This is a genomic window from Escherichia sp. WS338 (assembly GCF_046486405.1).
Lineage (GTDB): Bacteria > Pseudomonadota > Gammaproteobacteria > Enterobacterales > Enterobacteriaceae > Escherichia > Escherichia coli.
Map to the genome: position 1 here is coordinate 156,174 of NZ_JBJQLL010000007.1, position 15,563 is coordinate 171,736.

General features: G+C 52.9%; 9 protein-coding genes and 1 pseudogene. 5 read left to right on the forward strand and 5 right to left on the reverse strand.

Features of this window, described 5'->3' with window-relative positions:
* Positions 1-13 precede the first annotated feature (13 nt).
* Positions 14-1,906, forward strand: coding sequence for a pyruvate dehydrogenase complex dihydrolipoyllysine-residue acetyltransferase (gene aceF, locus ACJHWT_RS08815; protein ID WP_000963527.1), 1,893 nt, complete (start codon positions 14-16; stop codon positions 1,904-1,906).
* Between the two features lie 324 nt (positions 1,907-2,230).
* Positions 2,231-3,655, forward strand: coding sequence for a dihydrolipoyl dehydrogenase (gene lpdA / locus ACJHWT_RS08820; RefSeq protein ID WP_001695428.1), 1,425 nt, complete (start codon positions 2,231-2,233; stop codon positions 3,653-3,655).
* Positions 3,656-3,725: 70 nt separating this feature from the next.
* Here lpdA and ACJHWT_RS08825 read toward each other — a convergent pair whose 3' ends face one another.
* A complete protein-coding gene (locus ACJHWT_RS08825; protein ID WP_000784457.1) occupies positions 3,726-5,483 on the reverse strand; it encodes a DUF3300 domain-containing protein in 1,758 nt (585 codons plus the stop codon).
* Between the two features lie 354 nt (positions 5,484-5,837).
* Here ACJHWT_RS08825 and acnB point away from each other — a divergent pair, with 354 nt between their 5' ends.
* The gene (gene acnB / locus ACJHWT_RS08830) at positions 5,838-8,435 is read left to right on the forward strand and encodes a bifunctional aconitate hydratase 2/2-methylisocitrate dehydratase (protein ID WP_001307570.1); all 2,598 of its coding nucleotides are present in this window, start codon (positions 5,838-5,840) and stop codon (positions 8,433-8,435) included.
* Between the two features lie 174 nt (positions 8,436-8,609).
* On the forward strand, positions 8,610-8,972 hold the full coding sequence (gene yacL / locus ACJHWT_RS08835; protein ID WP_001317618.1) for a protein YacL: 363 nt from the start codon (positions 8,610-8,612) through the stop codon (positions 8,970-8,972).
* A 37-nt stretch (positions 8,973-9,009) separates the two neighbouring features.
* Here the strand turns inward: yacL and speD are convergent, their stop codons facing one another.
* The 3 genes from speD to ACJHWT_RS08850 all read right to left on the reverse strand — a co-directional run bounded on the left by speD (position 9,010) and on the right by ACJHWT_RS08850 (position 11,139).
* Complete coding sequence (speD, locus tag ACJHWT_RS08840; RefSeq protein ID WP_000734302.1) at positions 9,010-9,804, reverse strand: adenosylmethionine decarboxylase; 795 nt, start codon at positions 9,802-9,804, stop codon at positions 9,010-9,012.
* A gap of 15 nt (positions 9,805-9,819) precedes the next feature.
* Positions 9,820-10,686 (reverse strand): polyamine aminopropyltransferase, encoded by an 867-nt coding sequence (speE, locus tag ACJHWT_RS08845; RefSeq protein ID WP_000818414.1) that lies wholly within the window; start codon positions 10,684-10,686, stop codon positions 9,820-9,822.
* A 105-nt stretch (positions 10,687-10,791) separates the two neighbouring features.
* A complete protein-coding gene (locus ACJHWT_RS08850) occupies positions 10,792-11,139 on the reverse strand; it encodes a YacC family pilotin-like protein (protein WP_001295568.1) in 348 nt (115 codons plus the stop codon).
* Positions 11,140-11,304: 165 nt separating this feature from the next.
* On the opposite strand from ACJHWT_RS08850, the pseudogene cueO reads away from it, so the two are divergent.
* Positions 11,305-12,855, forward strand: a pseudogene (gene cueO, locus ACJHWT_RS08855) (multicopper oxidase CueO).
* A 195-nt stretch (positions 12,856-13,050) separates the two neighbouring features.
* Here cueO and gcd read toward each other — a convergent pair.
* On the reverse strand, positions 13,051-15,441 hold the full coding sequence (gene gcd / locus ACJHWT_RS08860; protein WP_001317619.1) for a quinoprotein glucose dehydrogenase: 2,391 nt from the start codon (positions 15,439-15,441) through the stop codon (positions 13,051-13,053).
* Positions 15,442-15,563: the final 122 nt, after the last annotated feature.

Consider the following 15,563-nt stretch of genomic DNA (forward strand, 5'->3'; position numbering starts at 1 on the left):
AGGTAAAAGAATAATGGCTATCGAAATCAAAGTACCGGACATCGGGGCTGATGAAGTTGAAATCACCGAGATCCTGGTCAAAGTGGGCGACAAAGTTGAAGCCGAACAGTCGCTGATCACCGTAGAAGGCGACAAAGCCTCTATGGAAGTTCCGTCTCCGCAGGCGGGTATCGTTAAAGAGATCAAAGTCTCTGTTGGCGATAAAACCCAGACCGGCGCACTGATTATGATTTTCGATTCCGCCGACGGTGCAGCAGACGCTGCACCTGCTCAGGCAGAAGAGAAGAAAGAAGCCGCTCCGGCAGCAGCACCAGCGGCTGCCGCGGCAAAAGACGTTAATGTTCCGGATATCGGCAGCGACGAAGTTGAAGTGACCGAAATCCTGGTGAAAGTTGGCGATAAAGTTGAAGCTGAACAGTCGCTGATCACCGTAGAAGGCGACAAGGCTTCTATGGAAGTTCCGGCTCCGTTTGCTGGCACCGTGAAAGAGATCAAAGTGAACGTGGGTGACAAAGTGTCTACCGGCTCGCTGATTATGGTCTTCGAAGTCGCGGGTGAAGCAGGCGCGGCAGCTCCGGCGGCTAAACAGGAAGCGGCTCCGGCAGCGGCCCCTGCACCAGCGGCTGGCGTGAAAGAAGTTAACGTTCCGGATATCGGCGGTGACGAAGTTGAAGTGACCGAAGTGATGGTGAAAGTGGGCGACAAAGTTGCCGCTGAACAGTCACTGATCACCGTAGAAGGCGATAAAGCGTCTATGGAAGTTCCGGCTCCGTTTGCAGGCGTCGTGAAGGAACTGAAAGTCAACGTTGGCGATAAAGTGAAAACTGGCTCGCTGATTATGATCTTCGAAGTTGAAGGCGCAGCGCCTGCGGCAGCTCCTGTGAAACAGGAAGCGGCAGCGCCGGCTCCGGCAGCAAAAGCTGAAGCTCCAGCAGCAGCTCCGGCTGCGAAAGCCGAAGGCAAATCTGAATTTGCTGAAAACGACGCTTACGTTCACGCGACTCCGCTGATCCGCCGTCTGGCACGCGAATTTGGCGTTAACCTGGCGAAAGTGAAGGGCACTGGCCGTAAAGGTCGTATCCTGCGCGAAGACGTTCAGGCTTACGTGAAAGAAGCTATCAAACGTGCAGAAGCGGCTCCGGCGGCGACTGGCGGCGGTATCCCGGGCATGTTGCCGTGGCCGAAGGTAGACTTCAGCAAGTTTGGTGAAATCGAAGAAGTGGAACTGGGCCGCATCCAGAAAATCTCTGGTGCGAACCTGAGCCGTAACTGGGTGATGATCCCGCATGTTACCCACTTCGACAAAACCGATATCACCGAGCTGGAAGCGTTCCGTAAACAGCAGAACGAAGAAGCGGCGAAACGTAAGCTGGATGTGAAGATAACCCCAGTTGTCTTCATCATGAAAGCCGTTGCTGCAGCTCTTGAGCAGATGCCTCGCTTCAACAGTTCGTTGTCGGAAGACGGTCAGCGTCTGACCCTGAAGAAATACATCAACATCGGTGTGGCGGTGGATACCCCGAACGGTCTGGTTGTTCCGGTATTCAAAGACGTCAACAAGAAAGGCATCATCGAGCTGTCTCGCGAGCTGATGACTATTTCTAAGAAAGCGCGTGACGGTAAGCTGACTGCGGGCGAAATGCAGGGCGGTTGCTTCACCATCTCCAGCATCGGCGGCCTGGGGACTACCCACTTCGCGCCGATTGTGAACGCGCCGGAAGTGGCTATCCTCGGCGTTTCCAAGTCCGCGATGGAGCCGGTGTGGAATGGTAAAGAGTTCGTGCCGCGTCTGATGCTGCCGATTTCTCTCTCCTTCGACCACCGCGTGATCGACGGTGCTGATGGTGCCCGTTTCATTACCATCATTAACAACACGCTGTCTGACATTCGCCGTCTGGTGATGTAAGTAAAAGAGCCGGCCCAACGGCCGGCTTTTTTCTGGTAATCTCATGAATGTATTGAGGTTATTAGCGAATAGACAAATCGGTTGCCGTTTGTTGTTTAAAAATTGTTAACAATTTTGTAAAATACCGACGGATAGAACGACCCGGTGGTGGTTAGGGTATTACTTCACATACCCTATGGATTTCTGGGTGCAGCAAGGTAGCAAGCGCCGGAATCCCCAGGAGCTTACATAAGTAAGTGACTGGGGTGAGGGCGTGAAGCTAACGCCGCTGCGGCCTGAAAGACGACGGGTATGACCGCCGGAGATAAATATATAGAGGTCATGATGAGTACTGAAATCAAAACTCAGGTCGTGGTACTTGGGGCAGGCCCCGCAGGTTACTCCGCTGCCTTCCGTTGCGCTGATTTAGGTCTGGAAACCGTAATCGTAGAACGTTACGCCACCCTTGGCGGTGTTTGCCTGAACGTCGGCTGTATCCCTTCTAAAGCACTGCTGCACGTAGCAAAAGTTATCGAAGAAGCCAAAGCGCTGGCTGAACACGGTATCGTCTTCGGCGAACCGAAAACCGATATCGACAAGATTCGTACCTGGAAAGAGAAAGTGATCAATCAGCTGACCGGTGGTCTGGCTGGTATGGCAAAAGGCCGCAAAGTCAAAGTGGTCAACGGTCTGGGTAAATTCACCGGGGCTAACACCCTGGAAGTTGAAGGTGAGAACGGCAAAACCGTGATCAACTTCGACAACGCGATCATTGCAGCGGGTTCTCGCCCGATCCAACTGCCGTTTATTCCGCATGAAGATCCGCGTATCTGGGACTCCACTGACGCGCTGGAACTGAAAGAAGTACCAGAACGCCTGCTGGTAATGGGTGGCGGTATCATCGGTCTGGAAATGGGGACCGTATACCACGCGCTGGGTTCACAGATTGATGTGGTTGAAATGTTCGACCAGGTTATCCCGGCAGCTGACAAAGACATCGTTAAAGTCTTCACCAAGCGTATCAGCAAGAAATTCAACCTGATGCTGGAAACCAAAGTTACCGCCGTTGAAGCGAAAGAAGACGGCATTTATGTGACGATGGAAGGCAAAAAAGCACCCGCTGAACCGCAGCGTTACGACGCCGTGCTGGTAGCGATTGGTCGTGTGCCGAACGGTAAAAACCTCGACGCAGGCAAAGCTGGCGTGGAAGTTGACGACCGTGGTTTCATCCGCGTTGACAAACAGCTGCGTACCAACGTACCGCACATCTTTGCTATCGGCGATATCGTCGGTCAGCCGATGCTGGCACACAAAGGTGTTCACGAAGGTCACGTTGCCGCTGAAGTTATCGCCGGTAAAAAACATTACTTCGATCCGAAAGTTATCCCGTCCATCGCCTATACCGAACCAGAAGTTGCATGGGTTGGTCTGACCGAGAAAGAAGCGAAAGAGAAAGGCATCAGCTATGAAACCGCCACCTTCCCGTGGGCTGCTTCTGGTCGTGCTATCGCTTCCGACTGCGCAGACGGTATGACCAAGCTGATTTTCGACAAAGAATCTCACCGTGTGATCGGTGGTGCGATTGTCGGTACTAACGGCGGCGAGCTGCTGGGTGAAATCGGCCTGGCAATCGAAATGGGTTGTGACGCTGAAGACATCGCACTGACCATCCATGCGCACCCGACGCTGCACGAGTCTGTGGGCCTGGCGGCAGAAGTGTTCGAAGGTAGCATTACCGACCTGCCGAACCCGAAAGCGAAGAAGAAGTAATTTTTCGTTTGCCGGGACATCTGGCAATTAAAAAAGCGGCTAACCACGCCGCTTTTTTTACGCCTGTAATTTACCTTTCCAGCCGTCTTGCTCCACGTTCAGACAGCCGTTCGCGTACTGCTGACCGTTGCTCGTTATTCAGCCTGGCAGTACGGTTACTGTCGTTTAGACGTTGCGGGCGGCTCTCCTGAACTTTCTCCCGAAAAACCTGACGTTGCTCAGGTGATGCTGATTGAACACGCTGGCGGGCGTTATCACGTTGCTGTTGATTCAGTGGGCGCTGCTGTACTTTTTCCTTAAACACCTGGCGCTGTTCGGGAGTTGCAGACTGAATGCGCTCACGCGCTGCCTCTCTTCGCTGCTGGATCTGCGGGTTAGTCTGCATTTTCTCGCGGACTGCCTGGCGCTGCTCAGGAGAGGCCGACTGATAACGCTGACGAGCGGCGTCCTTTTGTTGCTGGGTCAGTGGTTGGCGACGGCTGAAGTCGCGGAAGTCGTCATAGCTCCCATAGTTTTCAGCTTCATTAAACCGCTGTGCCGCTGCCTGACGTTGGGTATCTCGCGTAATGACGGGTGTGGCGTGTGTTCGTTGCTGAAACTGACTTGCTGCCGCCTGACGCTGGCTGTCGCGTGTTGGAGCAGGTAGCTGCGTGGCGCTCATTCCGCCGTTGACATCGGTTTGATGAAACCGCTTTGCCATATCCTGATCATGATAGGGCACACCATTACGGTAGTTTGGATTGTGCCGCCATGCCATATTCTTATCAGTAAGATGCTCACCGGTGATACGGTTGAAATTGTTGACGTCGATATTGATGTTGTCGCCATTGTGTTGCCAGCCATTACCATCACGATGACCGCCATCGTGATGGTGATAATCATCATCGTCATGATGATGATGGTCATGATCGTCGTCATCCCAGTCGATGCTGCTGAATAGCGCGTACGTGGTAGCAACGCCCATGCTATAGCCGAATCCGCGCACAAAGCTGTCAACAAACGGTTCTCCGGCTGGCGGCGGCAGATAAACCGGCGGATACGCAGTATTGGCCCAGTTCCCGTAAACCACGGTTGGCTTGTAGTTGGGAATATAGACCACATCAGGATTGGTGGGTTCAATGGAAATGACGGTTGTTGCAGGCTCTGTAATGACAGGGTTGGCAGTTGAAACGGTATTGGATGGTATGACGGGAGCCGTGACTGTCTGTTTTACCGGTACAGCTTTCTTCGTTGTGGTAATAACTTTCTGTTCAGTTGATGACTTCAGCGAGCCGGTTTGTTGCGCCAGTTGCCGCAATCGCTGTACCGAGTCCATCACCTCCTGCGGCTGCGCCAGAAAAGCATCGCCCAGGTTTTGCACCCATTGCGGGTTTTCGCCCATCAATGCCATCAACTGTGGAAAGGCCACCAGTGATTTGACGCTGGCGTCCCAGGGCTGGTCAGATACCGCCTGAATAGCAGCATCGCCTTGTTTAAGTGGATTATCGTGCGACCATTGCACTGCTTGAGCAACGTTTGCCGGATAGGTTGATGCCATTAACACTTGTGAAAGCAGAGAGTCGGGGTATAGCGCGACAGGTGCAACCCATTGATCTATTTGCGCAGTGCTGAATGCGGATTTGACGACGGCAGGTGTTACAGGAGGCACGGAAACCGTTGCAGGAAGCGTAACTGCGGAGATGTCAGGCGCAGCCAGTTGTGTCGATTGCGGTTCCACAGGCGCTTCCACTGTGCGGCTTTTTATATATAGCCCGGTAGAGGCGGCACAAAGCCCGGCACTGCAAATTAGCGCCAGCACATGGGGTTTAAACGGCAAAGTCATTTTCATAATTCGGATCTCAAGGAAATCGCAATGGTCGGCGAACTGCCACCCGCAGGTGCTGTGAATCCGAGTATAAAGAGGCGGTAGTTTAAATTTTGACTAATCTTGGGATTCGTTGAGAAAGGTGATTATCACCATGCGAATTAACGAAGTTTTTACGGAGGGAAACAATCTCTAGACCATCCTTAACGATTCAGCCACTTTTTTATGTTGCTTTTTTGTAAACAGATTAACACATCGTCAAAATCCTGCTATTCTGCCCGTTGCGGTACTGGGCATTTACCCTACAAACTGCTGTCTCACAGGAGCGTGAAGAGAATCGCCTGCCGCACTATGACAATGAGAGCGAGGAGAACCGTCGTGCTAGAAGAATACCGTAAGCACGTAGCTGAGCGTGCCGCTGAGGGGATTGCGCCCAAACCCCTGGATGCAAACCAAATGGCCGCGCTTGTAGAGCTGCTGAAAAACCCGCCCGCGGGCGAAGAAGAATTCCTGTTAGATCTGTTAACCAACCGTGTTCCCCCAGGCGTCGATGAAGCCGCCTATGTAAAAGCAGGCTTCCTGGCTGCTATCGCTAAAGGCGAAGCCAAATCCCCTCTGCTGACTCCGGAAAAAGCCATCGAACTGCTGGGCACCATGCAGGGTGGTTACAACATTCATCCGCTGATCGACGCGCTGGATGATGCCAAACTGGCACCGATCGCTGCCAAAGCACTTTCTCACACGCTGCTGATGTTCGATAACTTCTATGACGTAGAAGAGAAAGCGAAAGCAGGCAACGAATATGCGAAGCAGGTAATGCAGTCCTGGGCAGATGCCGAATGGTTCCTGAATCGCCCGGCGCTGGCTGAAAAACTGACCGTTACCGTCTTCAAAGTCACAGGCGAAACCAACACCGATGACCTCTCTCCGGCACCGGATGCGTGGTCACGCCCGGATATCCCACTGCACGCGCTGGCGATGCTGAAAAACGCCCGTGAAGGTATTGAGCCAGATCAGCCAGGCGTTGTTGGTCCGATTAAGCAAATCGAAGCTCTGCAACAGAAAGGTTTCCCACTGGCGTACGTCGGTGACGTTGTGGGTACGGGGTCATCGCGTAAATCCGCCACTAACTCCGTTCTGTGGTTTATGGGCGATGATATTCCACATGTGCCGAACAAACGCGGCGGTGGTTTGTGCCTCGGCGGTAAAATTGCACCCATCTTCTTTAACACGATGGAAGACGCGGGTGCGCTGCCAATCGAAGTCGACGTCTCTAACCTGAACATGGGCGACGTAATTGACGTTTACCCGTACAAAGGTGAAGTGCGTAACCACGAAACCGGCGAACTGCTGGCGACCTTCGAACTGAAAACCGACGTGCTGATTGATGAAGTGCGTGCTGGCGGCCGTATTCCGCTGATTATTGGGCGTGGCCTGACCACCAAAGCGCGTGAAGCACTTGGCCTGCCGCACAGCGATGTGTTCCGTCAGGCGAAAGATGTCGCTGAGAGCGATCGCGGCTTCTCGCTGGCGCAGAAAATGGTAGGCCGTGCCTGTGGCGTGAAAGGCATTCGTCCGGGCGCGTACTGTGAACCGAAAATGACTTCTGTAGGTTCCCAGGACACCACCGGCCCGATGACTCGTGATGAACTGAAAGACCTGGCGTGCCTGGGCTTCTCGGCTGACCTGGTGATGCAGTCTTTCTGCCACACCGCGGCGTATCCGAAACCAGTTGACGTTAACACGCACCACACGCTGCCGGACTTCATTATGAACCGTGGCGGTGTGTCGCTGCGTCCGGGTGACGGCGTAATCCACTCCTGGCTGAACCGTATGCTGCTGCCGGATACTGTCGGTACCGGTGGTGACTCCCATACCCGTTTCCCGATCGGTATCTCTTTCCCGGCGGGTTCTGGTCTGGTGGCATTTGCAGCCGCAACAGGCGTAATGCCGCTGGATATGCCGGAATCCGTTCTGGTGCGCTTCAAAGGCAAAATGCAGCCGGGCATCACCCTGCGCGACCTGGTTCACGCCATTCCGCTGTATGCAATCAAACAAGGTCTGCTGACCGTTGAGAAGAAAGGCAAGAAAAACATCTTCTCTGGTCGCATTCTGGAAATTGAAGGTCTGCCGGATCTGAAAGTTGAGCAGGCATTTGAGCTGACCGATGCGTCTGCCGAGCGTTCTGCTGCCGGTTGTACCATCAAGCTGAACAAAGAACCGATCATCGAATACCTGAACTCTAACATCGTCCTGCTGAAGTGGATGATCGCGGAAGGTTACGGCGATCGTCGTACCCTGGAACGTCGTATTCAGGGCATGGAAAAATGGCTGGCGAATCCTGAGCTGCTGGAAGCCGATGCAGATGCGGAATACGCGGCAGTGATCGACATCGATCTGGCGGATATTAAAGAGCCAATCCTCTGTGCACCGAACGACCCGGACGACGCTCGTCCGCTGTCTGCGGTACAGGGCGAGAAGATCGACGAAGTGTTTATCGGTTCTTGCATGACTAACATCGGTCACTTCCGTGCTGCGGGTAAACTGCTGGATGCGCACAAAGGTCAGTTGCCGACCCGCCTGTGGGTGGCACCGCCAACGCGTATGGACGCTGCACAGCTGACCGAAGAAGGCTACTACAGCGTCTTCGGTAAGAGTGGTGCTCGTATCGAGATCCCTGGCTGTTCCCTGTGTATGGGTAACCAGGCGCGTGTAGCAGACGGTGCGACGGTGGTTTCCACCTCTACCCGTAACTTCCCGAACCGTTTGGGGACGGGCGCGAATGTCTTCCTGGCTTCTGCGGAACTGGCTGCTGTTGCGGCGCTGATTGGCAAACTGCCGACGCCGGAAGAGTACCAGACCTACGTGGCGCAAGTAGATAAAACTGCCGTTGATACTTACCGTTATCTGAACTTCAACCAGCTTTCTCAGTACACCGAAAAAGCCGATGGGGTGATTTTCCAGACTGCGGTTTAAAAAGTCAGCGCACGCGCTGCGCATAAACGACACAATGCCCGGTGAATGAGATTCCCGGGCATTTTTTATTTCTAAACCATCGCCGTTCCGCTGTTTTTCTCCGGTAAGGCTGCGATAATTACATCAATGGCGCAATGCGATTTCGGCGCATTGCCGGGAGCAGAGGAACACACTATGGATTACGAATTTCTGCGCGATATTACCGGAGTGGTAAAGGTGCGTATGTCCATGGGGCATGAAGTGGTCGGGCACTGGTTTAATGAAGAGGTGAAAGAAAACCTGGCCTTGCTTGATGAAGTGGAACAAGCGGCGCACGCATTGAAAGGTAGCGAACGATCCTGGCAGTGGGCAGGGCATGAATACACTCTGTGGATGGACGGTGAAGAGGTGATGGTTCGCGCCAATCAACTGGAATTCGCTGGCGATGAAATGGAAGAGGGGATGAACTACTACGATGAAGAGAGCTTGTCGCTGTGCGGCGTTGAGGATTTTCTTCAGGTGGTGGCGGCTTACCGTAATTTCGTGCAGCAGAAGTAAGTAAATCAGGCGGAGCCTCCGTGCTCCGCCTGAGACGTTAAACAGCGGGCATATTGCGCCCGTAATAAATCTCGCGCATTTCTTTCCACAGCGCAGCGGTAATTTCCTGGCGCTCGCTGTCGGTTAAATCTTCCGGTTTGGTGTGGAACATGTAGTGCTTAAGGTCGAACTCTTTAAGCAACATCTTGGTATGGAAGATATTTTCCTGATAGACGTTTACATCCACCATGTCATACAGCGCCTTCATATCTTCGGACATAAAGTTCTGAATCGAATTAATCTCATGGTCGATAAAGTGCTTCATACCGTTAATGTCGCGGGTAAAACCGCGCACGCGATAATCAATAGTCACAATATCGGACTCAAGCTGGTGGATCAGGTAATTCAGCGCCTTCAGCGGAGAAATCACGCCGCAGGTAGAGACTTCAATATCGGCGCGGAAGGTACATAAACCGCCTTCAGGATGACTTTCCGGGTAGGTATGTACGCAAATATGACTTTTATCGAGATGGGCAACGACCGTTTCTGGCAGTGGGCCGGGGTGTTCTGTTTTGTCGATGAGTTTCGGGTCAACCGGTTCTTCACTCACCAGAATAGTGACGCTGGCACCCTGTGGTTCGTAATCCTGGCGGGCGATGTTAAGAATATTGGCCCCGATAATGGAACAGGTTTCTGACAGGATTTCGGTCAGACGGTTGGCATTATAGAGTTCATCGATATAAGCAATATAACCGTCGCGCTCTTCGGTAGTTTTGGCGTAGCAGATATCGTAAATACAAAAACTCAGACTTTTGGTCAGATTATTAAAGCCATGCAGTTTCAGTTTTTTCAATTTCTTATCTTCTCCTTAGGACGGCTGTGAAGCCAGTGCATCTTGCAGATACTGGGGTAAGGCAAAAGCTGCCGTATGGACTGCCGGATTGTAATAACGGCATTTCAGGCCAGAAGCGAGAAAACGCGCCTGAATAATTTCGGTTGAGAGATGGCGTAAGGCGTCGTTATCTGTCGCCCATGCAAAGGTCATGATGCCGCCGTAATAGGTCGGGATCGCCGCCTGATAAAAGCCAACATCGCTGAAGTAATGGCTGAGTTTGCGATGACTGTCGATGGCCTCTTCCTGCTGTAAAAAGCAGACGCCGTTTTGTGCGACGAAGATACCGCCAGGATTCAGGCAACGTTTGCAGCCTTCATAAAATGCAGAAGTAAACAGACTTTCGCCGGGACCGATAGGATCGGTGCAGTCGGAGATAATGACATCAAAGGTCTGGCTGGTTTGATTAACGAAATTGACACCATCGTCGATCACCAGTTTAAAGCGTGGATCGTCGTAACTACCGGCGTTATGGTTGGGAAGATACTGACGGCAGAACGACACGACACCCGCATCGATTTCCACCATCGTGATTGACTCAACGTTTTTATGTCGGGTTACTTCACGCAGCATGGCACCGTCGCCGCCGCCGATAATCAGCACATGTTTCGCGTGACCGTGGGCCAGTAGCGGAACATGGGTCATCATCTCATGATAGATAAACTCGTCGCGCTCGGTGGTTTGTACTACGCCATCCAGCGCCATTACGCGACCAAATGCGGCGTTCTCAAAAATGATCAGATCCTGGTGATCGGTCTTTTCATGATACAGAACGTTATCTACCGCAAAGTACTGCCCAAACTGGTCGTGTAGCGTTTCATGCCACTGTTTTTTTTCGGCCATGGGTTGATACCTCCTTTGTTAACACCCGTAAAAAAAGGGCGCAACATAATAGCTAACATTGACCGCGGATGCACGGTCAATATTTCTACAAAAAGGTATCAGGGATTATTTGACGTAGGCAAGCAGGCTTAAGGAATCGCGGGCCAGGGCTTTGCACTTTTTAGCGACGGGAATGCCAATGCCGCTGAGATCGCGGTAGCTGTCTTCACCGAGGGCTTTCATGTCGAAGGTGTCGTAATTACTGAGATCCCACTGGTTTTGCTGGGCAAAAAAGACCAGTGCGCGACGAATTTGCCCGTTAGGTAAGTTCTGGTAACCACAATCGTTCTTCAGAAAAACAAAAACTGCCGTTAAATCGGCCATATCTTCGGCTTCAGACTCGCTGAGCGCGTAACTGTTTGCGCAGACGGCCATCAGGCTGCCGAATAACACTGTTCTGAAAAACGTCTTCATTGCTTCTACCAGGGGCTTAAAGAAGATAAACGTTAGCACACTGCGAGCGAGGCGACGACCATTATTGTCGATTAAATTGTGTCTGCGGCTTGACCTTCCCGTAAGGGGAAGGACTATGCTCAACGTTTGATTTTGTTTCGCCTGCTTAAGAATAAGGAAATAACTATGCAACGTCGTGATTTCTTAAAATATTCCGTCGCGCTGGGCGTGGCTTCGGCTTTGCCGCTGTGGAGCCGCGCAGTATTTGCGGCGGAACGCCCAACGTTACCGATCCCTGATTTGCTCACGACCGATGCCCGTAATCGCATTCAGTTAACTATTGGCGCAGGTCAGTCCACCTTTGGCGGGAAAACCGCAACTACCTGGGGCTATAACGGCAATCTGCTGGGGCCGGCGGTGAAATTACAGCGCGGCAAAGCGGTAACGGTTGATATCTACAACCAACTGACGGAAGAGACGACGTTGCACTGGCACGGGCTGGAAGTACCGGGTGAAGTGGACGGCGGCCCGCAGGGAATTATTCCGCCAGGTGGCAAGCGCTCGGTGACGTTGAACGTTGATCAACCTGCCGCTACCTGCTGGTTCCATCCACATCAACATGGCAAGACCGGGCGACAGGTGGCGATGGGGCTGGCTGGTCTGGTGGTGATTGAAGATGACGAGATCCTGAAATTAATGCTGCCAAAACAGTGGGGTATCGATGATGTTCCGGTGATCGTTCAGGATAAGAAATTTAGCGCTGACGGGCAGATTGATTATCAACTGGATGTGATGACCGCCGCCGTGGGCTGGTTTGGCGATACGTTGTTGACCAACGGTGCAATCTACCCACAACACGCTGCCCCGCGTGGTTGGCTGCGCCTGCGTTTGCTCAATGGCTGTAATGCCCGCTCGCTCAATTTCGCCACCAGCGACAATCGCCCGCTTTATGTGATTGCCAGCGACGGCGGTCTGCTACCTGAACCGGTGAAGGTGAACGAGCTTCCCGTGCTGATGGGCGAGCGTTTTGAAGTGCTGGTGGAGGTTAACGACAACAACCCCTTTGACCTGGTGACGCTGCCGGTCAGCCAGATGGGGATGGCGATTGCGCCGTTTGACAAGCCGCATCCGGTAATGCGGATTCAGCCGATTGCCATTAGTGCCTCTGGTGCTTTGCCAGACACATTAAGTAGCCTGCCTGCGTTACCTTCGCTGGAAGGGCTGACGGTACGCAAGCTGCAACTCTCTATGGACCCGATGCTCGATATGATGGGGATGCAGATGCTGATGGAGAAATATGGCGATCAGGCGATGGCCGGGATGGATCACAGCCAGATGATGGGCCATATGGGGCATGGCAATATGAATCATATGAACCACGGCGGGAAGTTCGATTTCCACCATGCCAATAAAATCAACGGTCAGGCGTTTGATATGAACAAGCCGATGTTTGCGGCGGCGAAAGGGCAATACGAACGTTGGGTTATCTCTGGCGTGGGCGACATGATGCTGCATCCGTTCCATATCCACGGTACGCAGTTCCGTATCTTGTAAGAAAATGGCAAACCGCCAGCGACGCATCGCGCAGGCTGGAAAGATACCGTTAAGGTAGAAGGTAATGTCAGCGAAGTGCTGGTGAAGTTTAATCACGATGCACCGAAAGAACATGCTTATATGGCGCACTGCCATTTGCTGGAGCATGAAGATACGGGGATGATGTTAGGGTTTACGGTATAAAAAGACCGTATTCGGAAATATGCCCGGATCTCTCCGGGCATGAAACTGATGACAAACGCAAAACTGCCTGATGCGCTACGCTTATCAGGCCTACGCGCAATATATTGAATTTGCAAATGTTTTGTAGGCCGGATAAGGCGTTCACGCCGCATCCGGCATGAACAAATCGCACGTTGTCAGCAATCTGAGCAAGCCTTACTTCACATCATCCGGCAACGCATAAGCCACAATATAGTCGCCCATCTTCGTACCAAATGAACCGTGACCGCCTGCGGAGATCACCACATACTGCTTACCATTCACTTCATAGGTCATTGGCGTCGCCTGACCACCCGCTGGTAAACGACCTTGCCACAGTTTTTCACCGTTGCTCATGTTATAAGCGCGCAGGTAGTTATCTGCCGTAGCGGCGATAAACAGCACGTTACCCGCCGTGGAGATTGGCCCGCCCAGCATCGGCATACCCATATTGAACGGCACAGGTACCGGCATCGGGAATGGCATACTGTCCTGCGGCGTACCAATACGTTTCTTCCACACCACTTCATTGGTTTTCAGATCCAGCGCCGAGATATAACCCCATGCTGGCTGTTTACACGGCAGACCAAACGGTGAGAGGAACGGATTGAGCGTGACGCCATACGGTACACCGTACTGCGGCTGAATGCCGGATTCCGTACCCGTGCCTTTGGCATCTTTCGGCTGCTCCATCGGGTTGCCAGGACCGCGTGGGATCAGTTTCGAAACAAACGGCAGTGCCATTGGGTTGGCAATTGCCACTTCACGATTCGGATCAACGGAAATCCCGCCCCATTCGAACATCCCCAGGTTACCAGGGAAGACCAGCGTACCCTGTTCAGATGGCGGGGTGAAAATGCCTTCATAGCGCATCTGGTGGAACATCACGCGGCACACCAGCTGGTCAAACATGGTGGCTCCCCACATATCCGCACCGCTCAAATTTTTCGTCGGACGGAAGCTCAGTTCAGAAAACGGTTGAGTTGGGGTTACGTAATCGCCTTTGGCAGCACCTTGGGGAACCGGTTTTTCCGGTGCCGGAACCACCAGTTCGCCATTACGACGATCGAGCACAAAAATGTTGCCGGTTTTCGCCGGAGCATAAATAACTGGCACTTTCTGACCATTAACGGTGATATCCGCCAGCGTCGGCTGTGCCGGAAGATCCATATCCCACAGGTCGTGGTGAACGGTCTGGTAGCTCCACGCCAGTTTCCCGGTTGTGGCATTCAGCGCCAGAATCGAGCTGGCATAACGTTCCTGTTCCGGTGTGCGGTTACCGCCCCAGATATCCGGCGTGGTCACGCCCATCGGCAGATACACCAGATCCAGCTTCGCGTCATAGGCCGCTGGTGCCCACGAGTTTGGCGAGTTAAAGGTAAAGGTGTGTTCGTCAGACGGGATTGCGTTAGGATCTTTCGCACCAGGATCAAAAGCCCACAGCAGCTCCCCGGTGTTGACATCAAAACCACGGATCACGCCAGATGTTTCACGGGTTGAGAAGTTATCGGTGACTGAACCGGCCATCACGATGGTTTTATCGGTGATAATCGGCGGCGAAGTCGGTTCATACAGACCCGGTTTGGTGTCCGGCATATTGCTTTGCAGATTGAGCACGCCTTTATTGGCGAAGGTTTCGCACAGCTTGCCGTTTTCAGCGTTAATTGCAATCAGACGACCATCATTGACCGGAAGAATGATACGACGCGGGCAATCCGCCATCACTTCTGGCGAGGCAGTTTCTGCTTTGGCTTCATGATAAGAGACGCCACGGCAGGTTACATGCTGGAAGGACTCGTTGGTTTTCAGTTCAGGATCGTAATGCCATTTCTCTTTGCCGCTGGCGGCATCGAGCGCAAACAGGCGCTGGTGAGCGGTACACAGGTAAAGGGTGTCGCCCACTTTAATTGGCGTCACTTCATTGGTGATTTCACCTGGATCGTTCGGCTGTTTCACATCGCCTGTACGGAACACCCAGGCTTCTTTCAGGTTGTGAACGTTATCGGCGTTAATTTGTTTCAGAGGTGAAAAGCGTTGACCTTCCTGATTGCGACCATAGGCAGGCCAGTCCTGATCGGCAACGGGGGAGATGGCTTCGGCAGGTGTGGCATCGGCGCTTAAGGTGCCGCTGATTTCCTGCGGATCGTTAAATCCGGCCCAGGCCAGGATACCACCGCTAATCAGCAGTGCCACCACCAGTGCGGCAACTGCGCCGCTGGCAGGAATGACCAGGCGACGCCAGACAAACGGCAGGATCAGCCAGATGCCGAAGAAGACCAGAATGTCGCTGCGCGGAGTCAGCGCCCAGAAGTCGAAACCAACTTCCCAGACGCCCCAAATCATAGTGCCGAGCAGCAGGGCTGCGTACAGCCAAAGCGCGGCGCGTTTACTGCGCCACAGCATCCAGGCGACGCCGAGCATCACAAGGCCAGCGATAGGGTAGTACCAGGAGCCGCCAATCGCGACCAGCCAGCCTCCGCCAATGAGTAGATACAGCCCGCAAAGCGCTGCAAAAAGGGCTGTTAGCGTGACGAGTAATCGCCGCGAGCCGGTATTGTTAATTGCCATAAAGAGACACCATTTCAATTCATTAATATTTTAGTAGCAATTAATTATAGGTTTTAACATGTGTGATCGTCATCACAATTCGAGCTTTATTAACAGATTCCGCGAATGAATAGTTTTACTGG

Excerpts from the sequence above, each read along its gene's own strand:
- aceF (WP_000963527.1), top strand. The coding sequence starts at position 14 with ATGGCTATCGAAATCAAAGTACCGGACATCGGGGCTGATGAAGTTGAA.
- lpdA (WP_001695428.1), top strand. The coding sequence starts at position 2,231 with ATGAGTACTGAAATCAAAACTCAGGTCGTGGTACTTGGGGCAGGCCCC.
- ACJHWT_RS08825 (WP_000784457.1), bottom strand. The coding sequence starts at position 5,483 with ATGAAAATGACTTTGCCGTTTAAACCCCATGTGCTGGCGCTAATTTGC.
- yacL (WP_001317618.1), top strand. The coding sequence starts at position 8,610 with ATGGATTACGAATTTCTGCGCGATATTACCGGAGTGGTAAAGGTGCGT.
- speE (WP_000818414.1), bottom strand. The coding sequence starts at position 10,686 with ATGGCCGAAAAAAAACAGTGGCATGAAACGCTACACGACCAGTTTGGG.
- ACJHWT_RS08850 (WP_001295568.1), bottom strand. The coding sequence starts at position 11,139 with ATGAAGACGTTTTTCAGAACAGTGTTATTCGGCAGCCTGATGGCCGTC.
- gcd (WP_001317619.1), bottom strand. The coding sequence starts at position 15,441 with ATGGCAATTAACAATACCGGCTCGCGGCGATTACTCGTCACGCTAACA.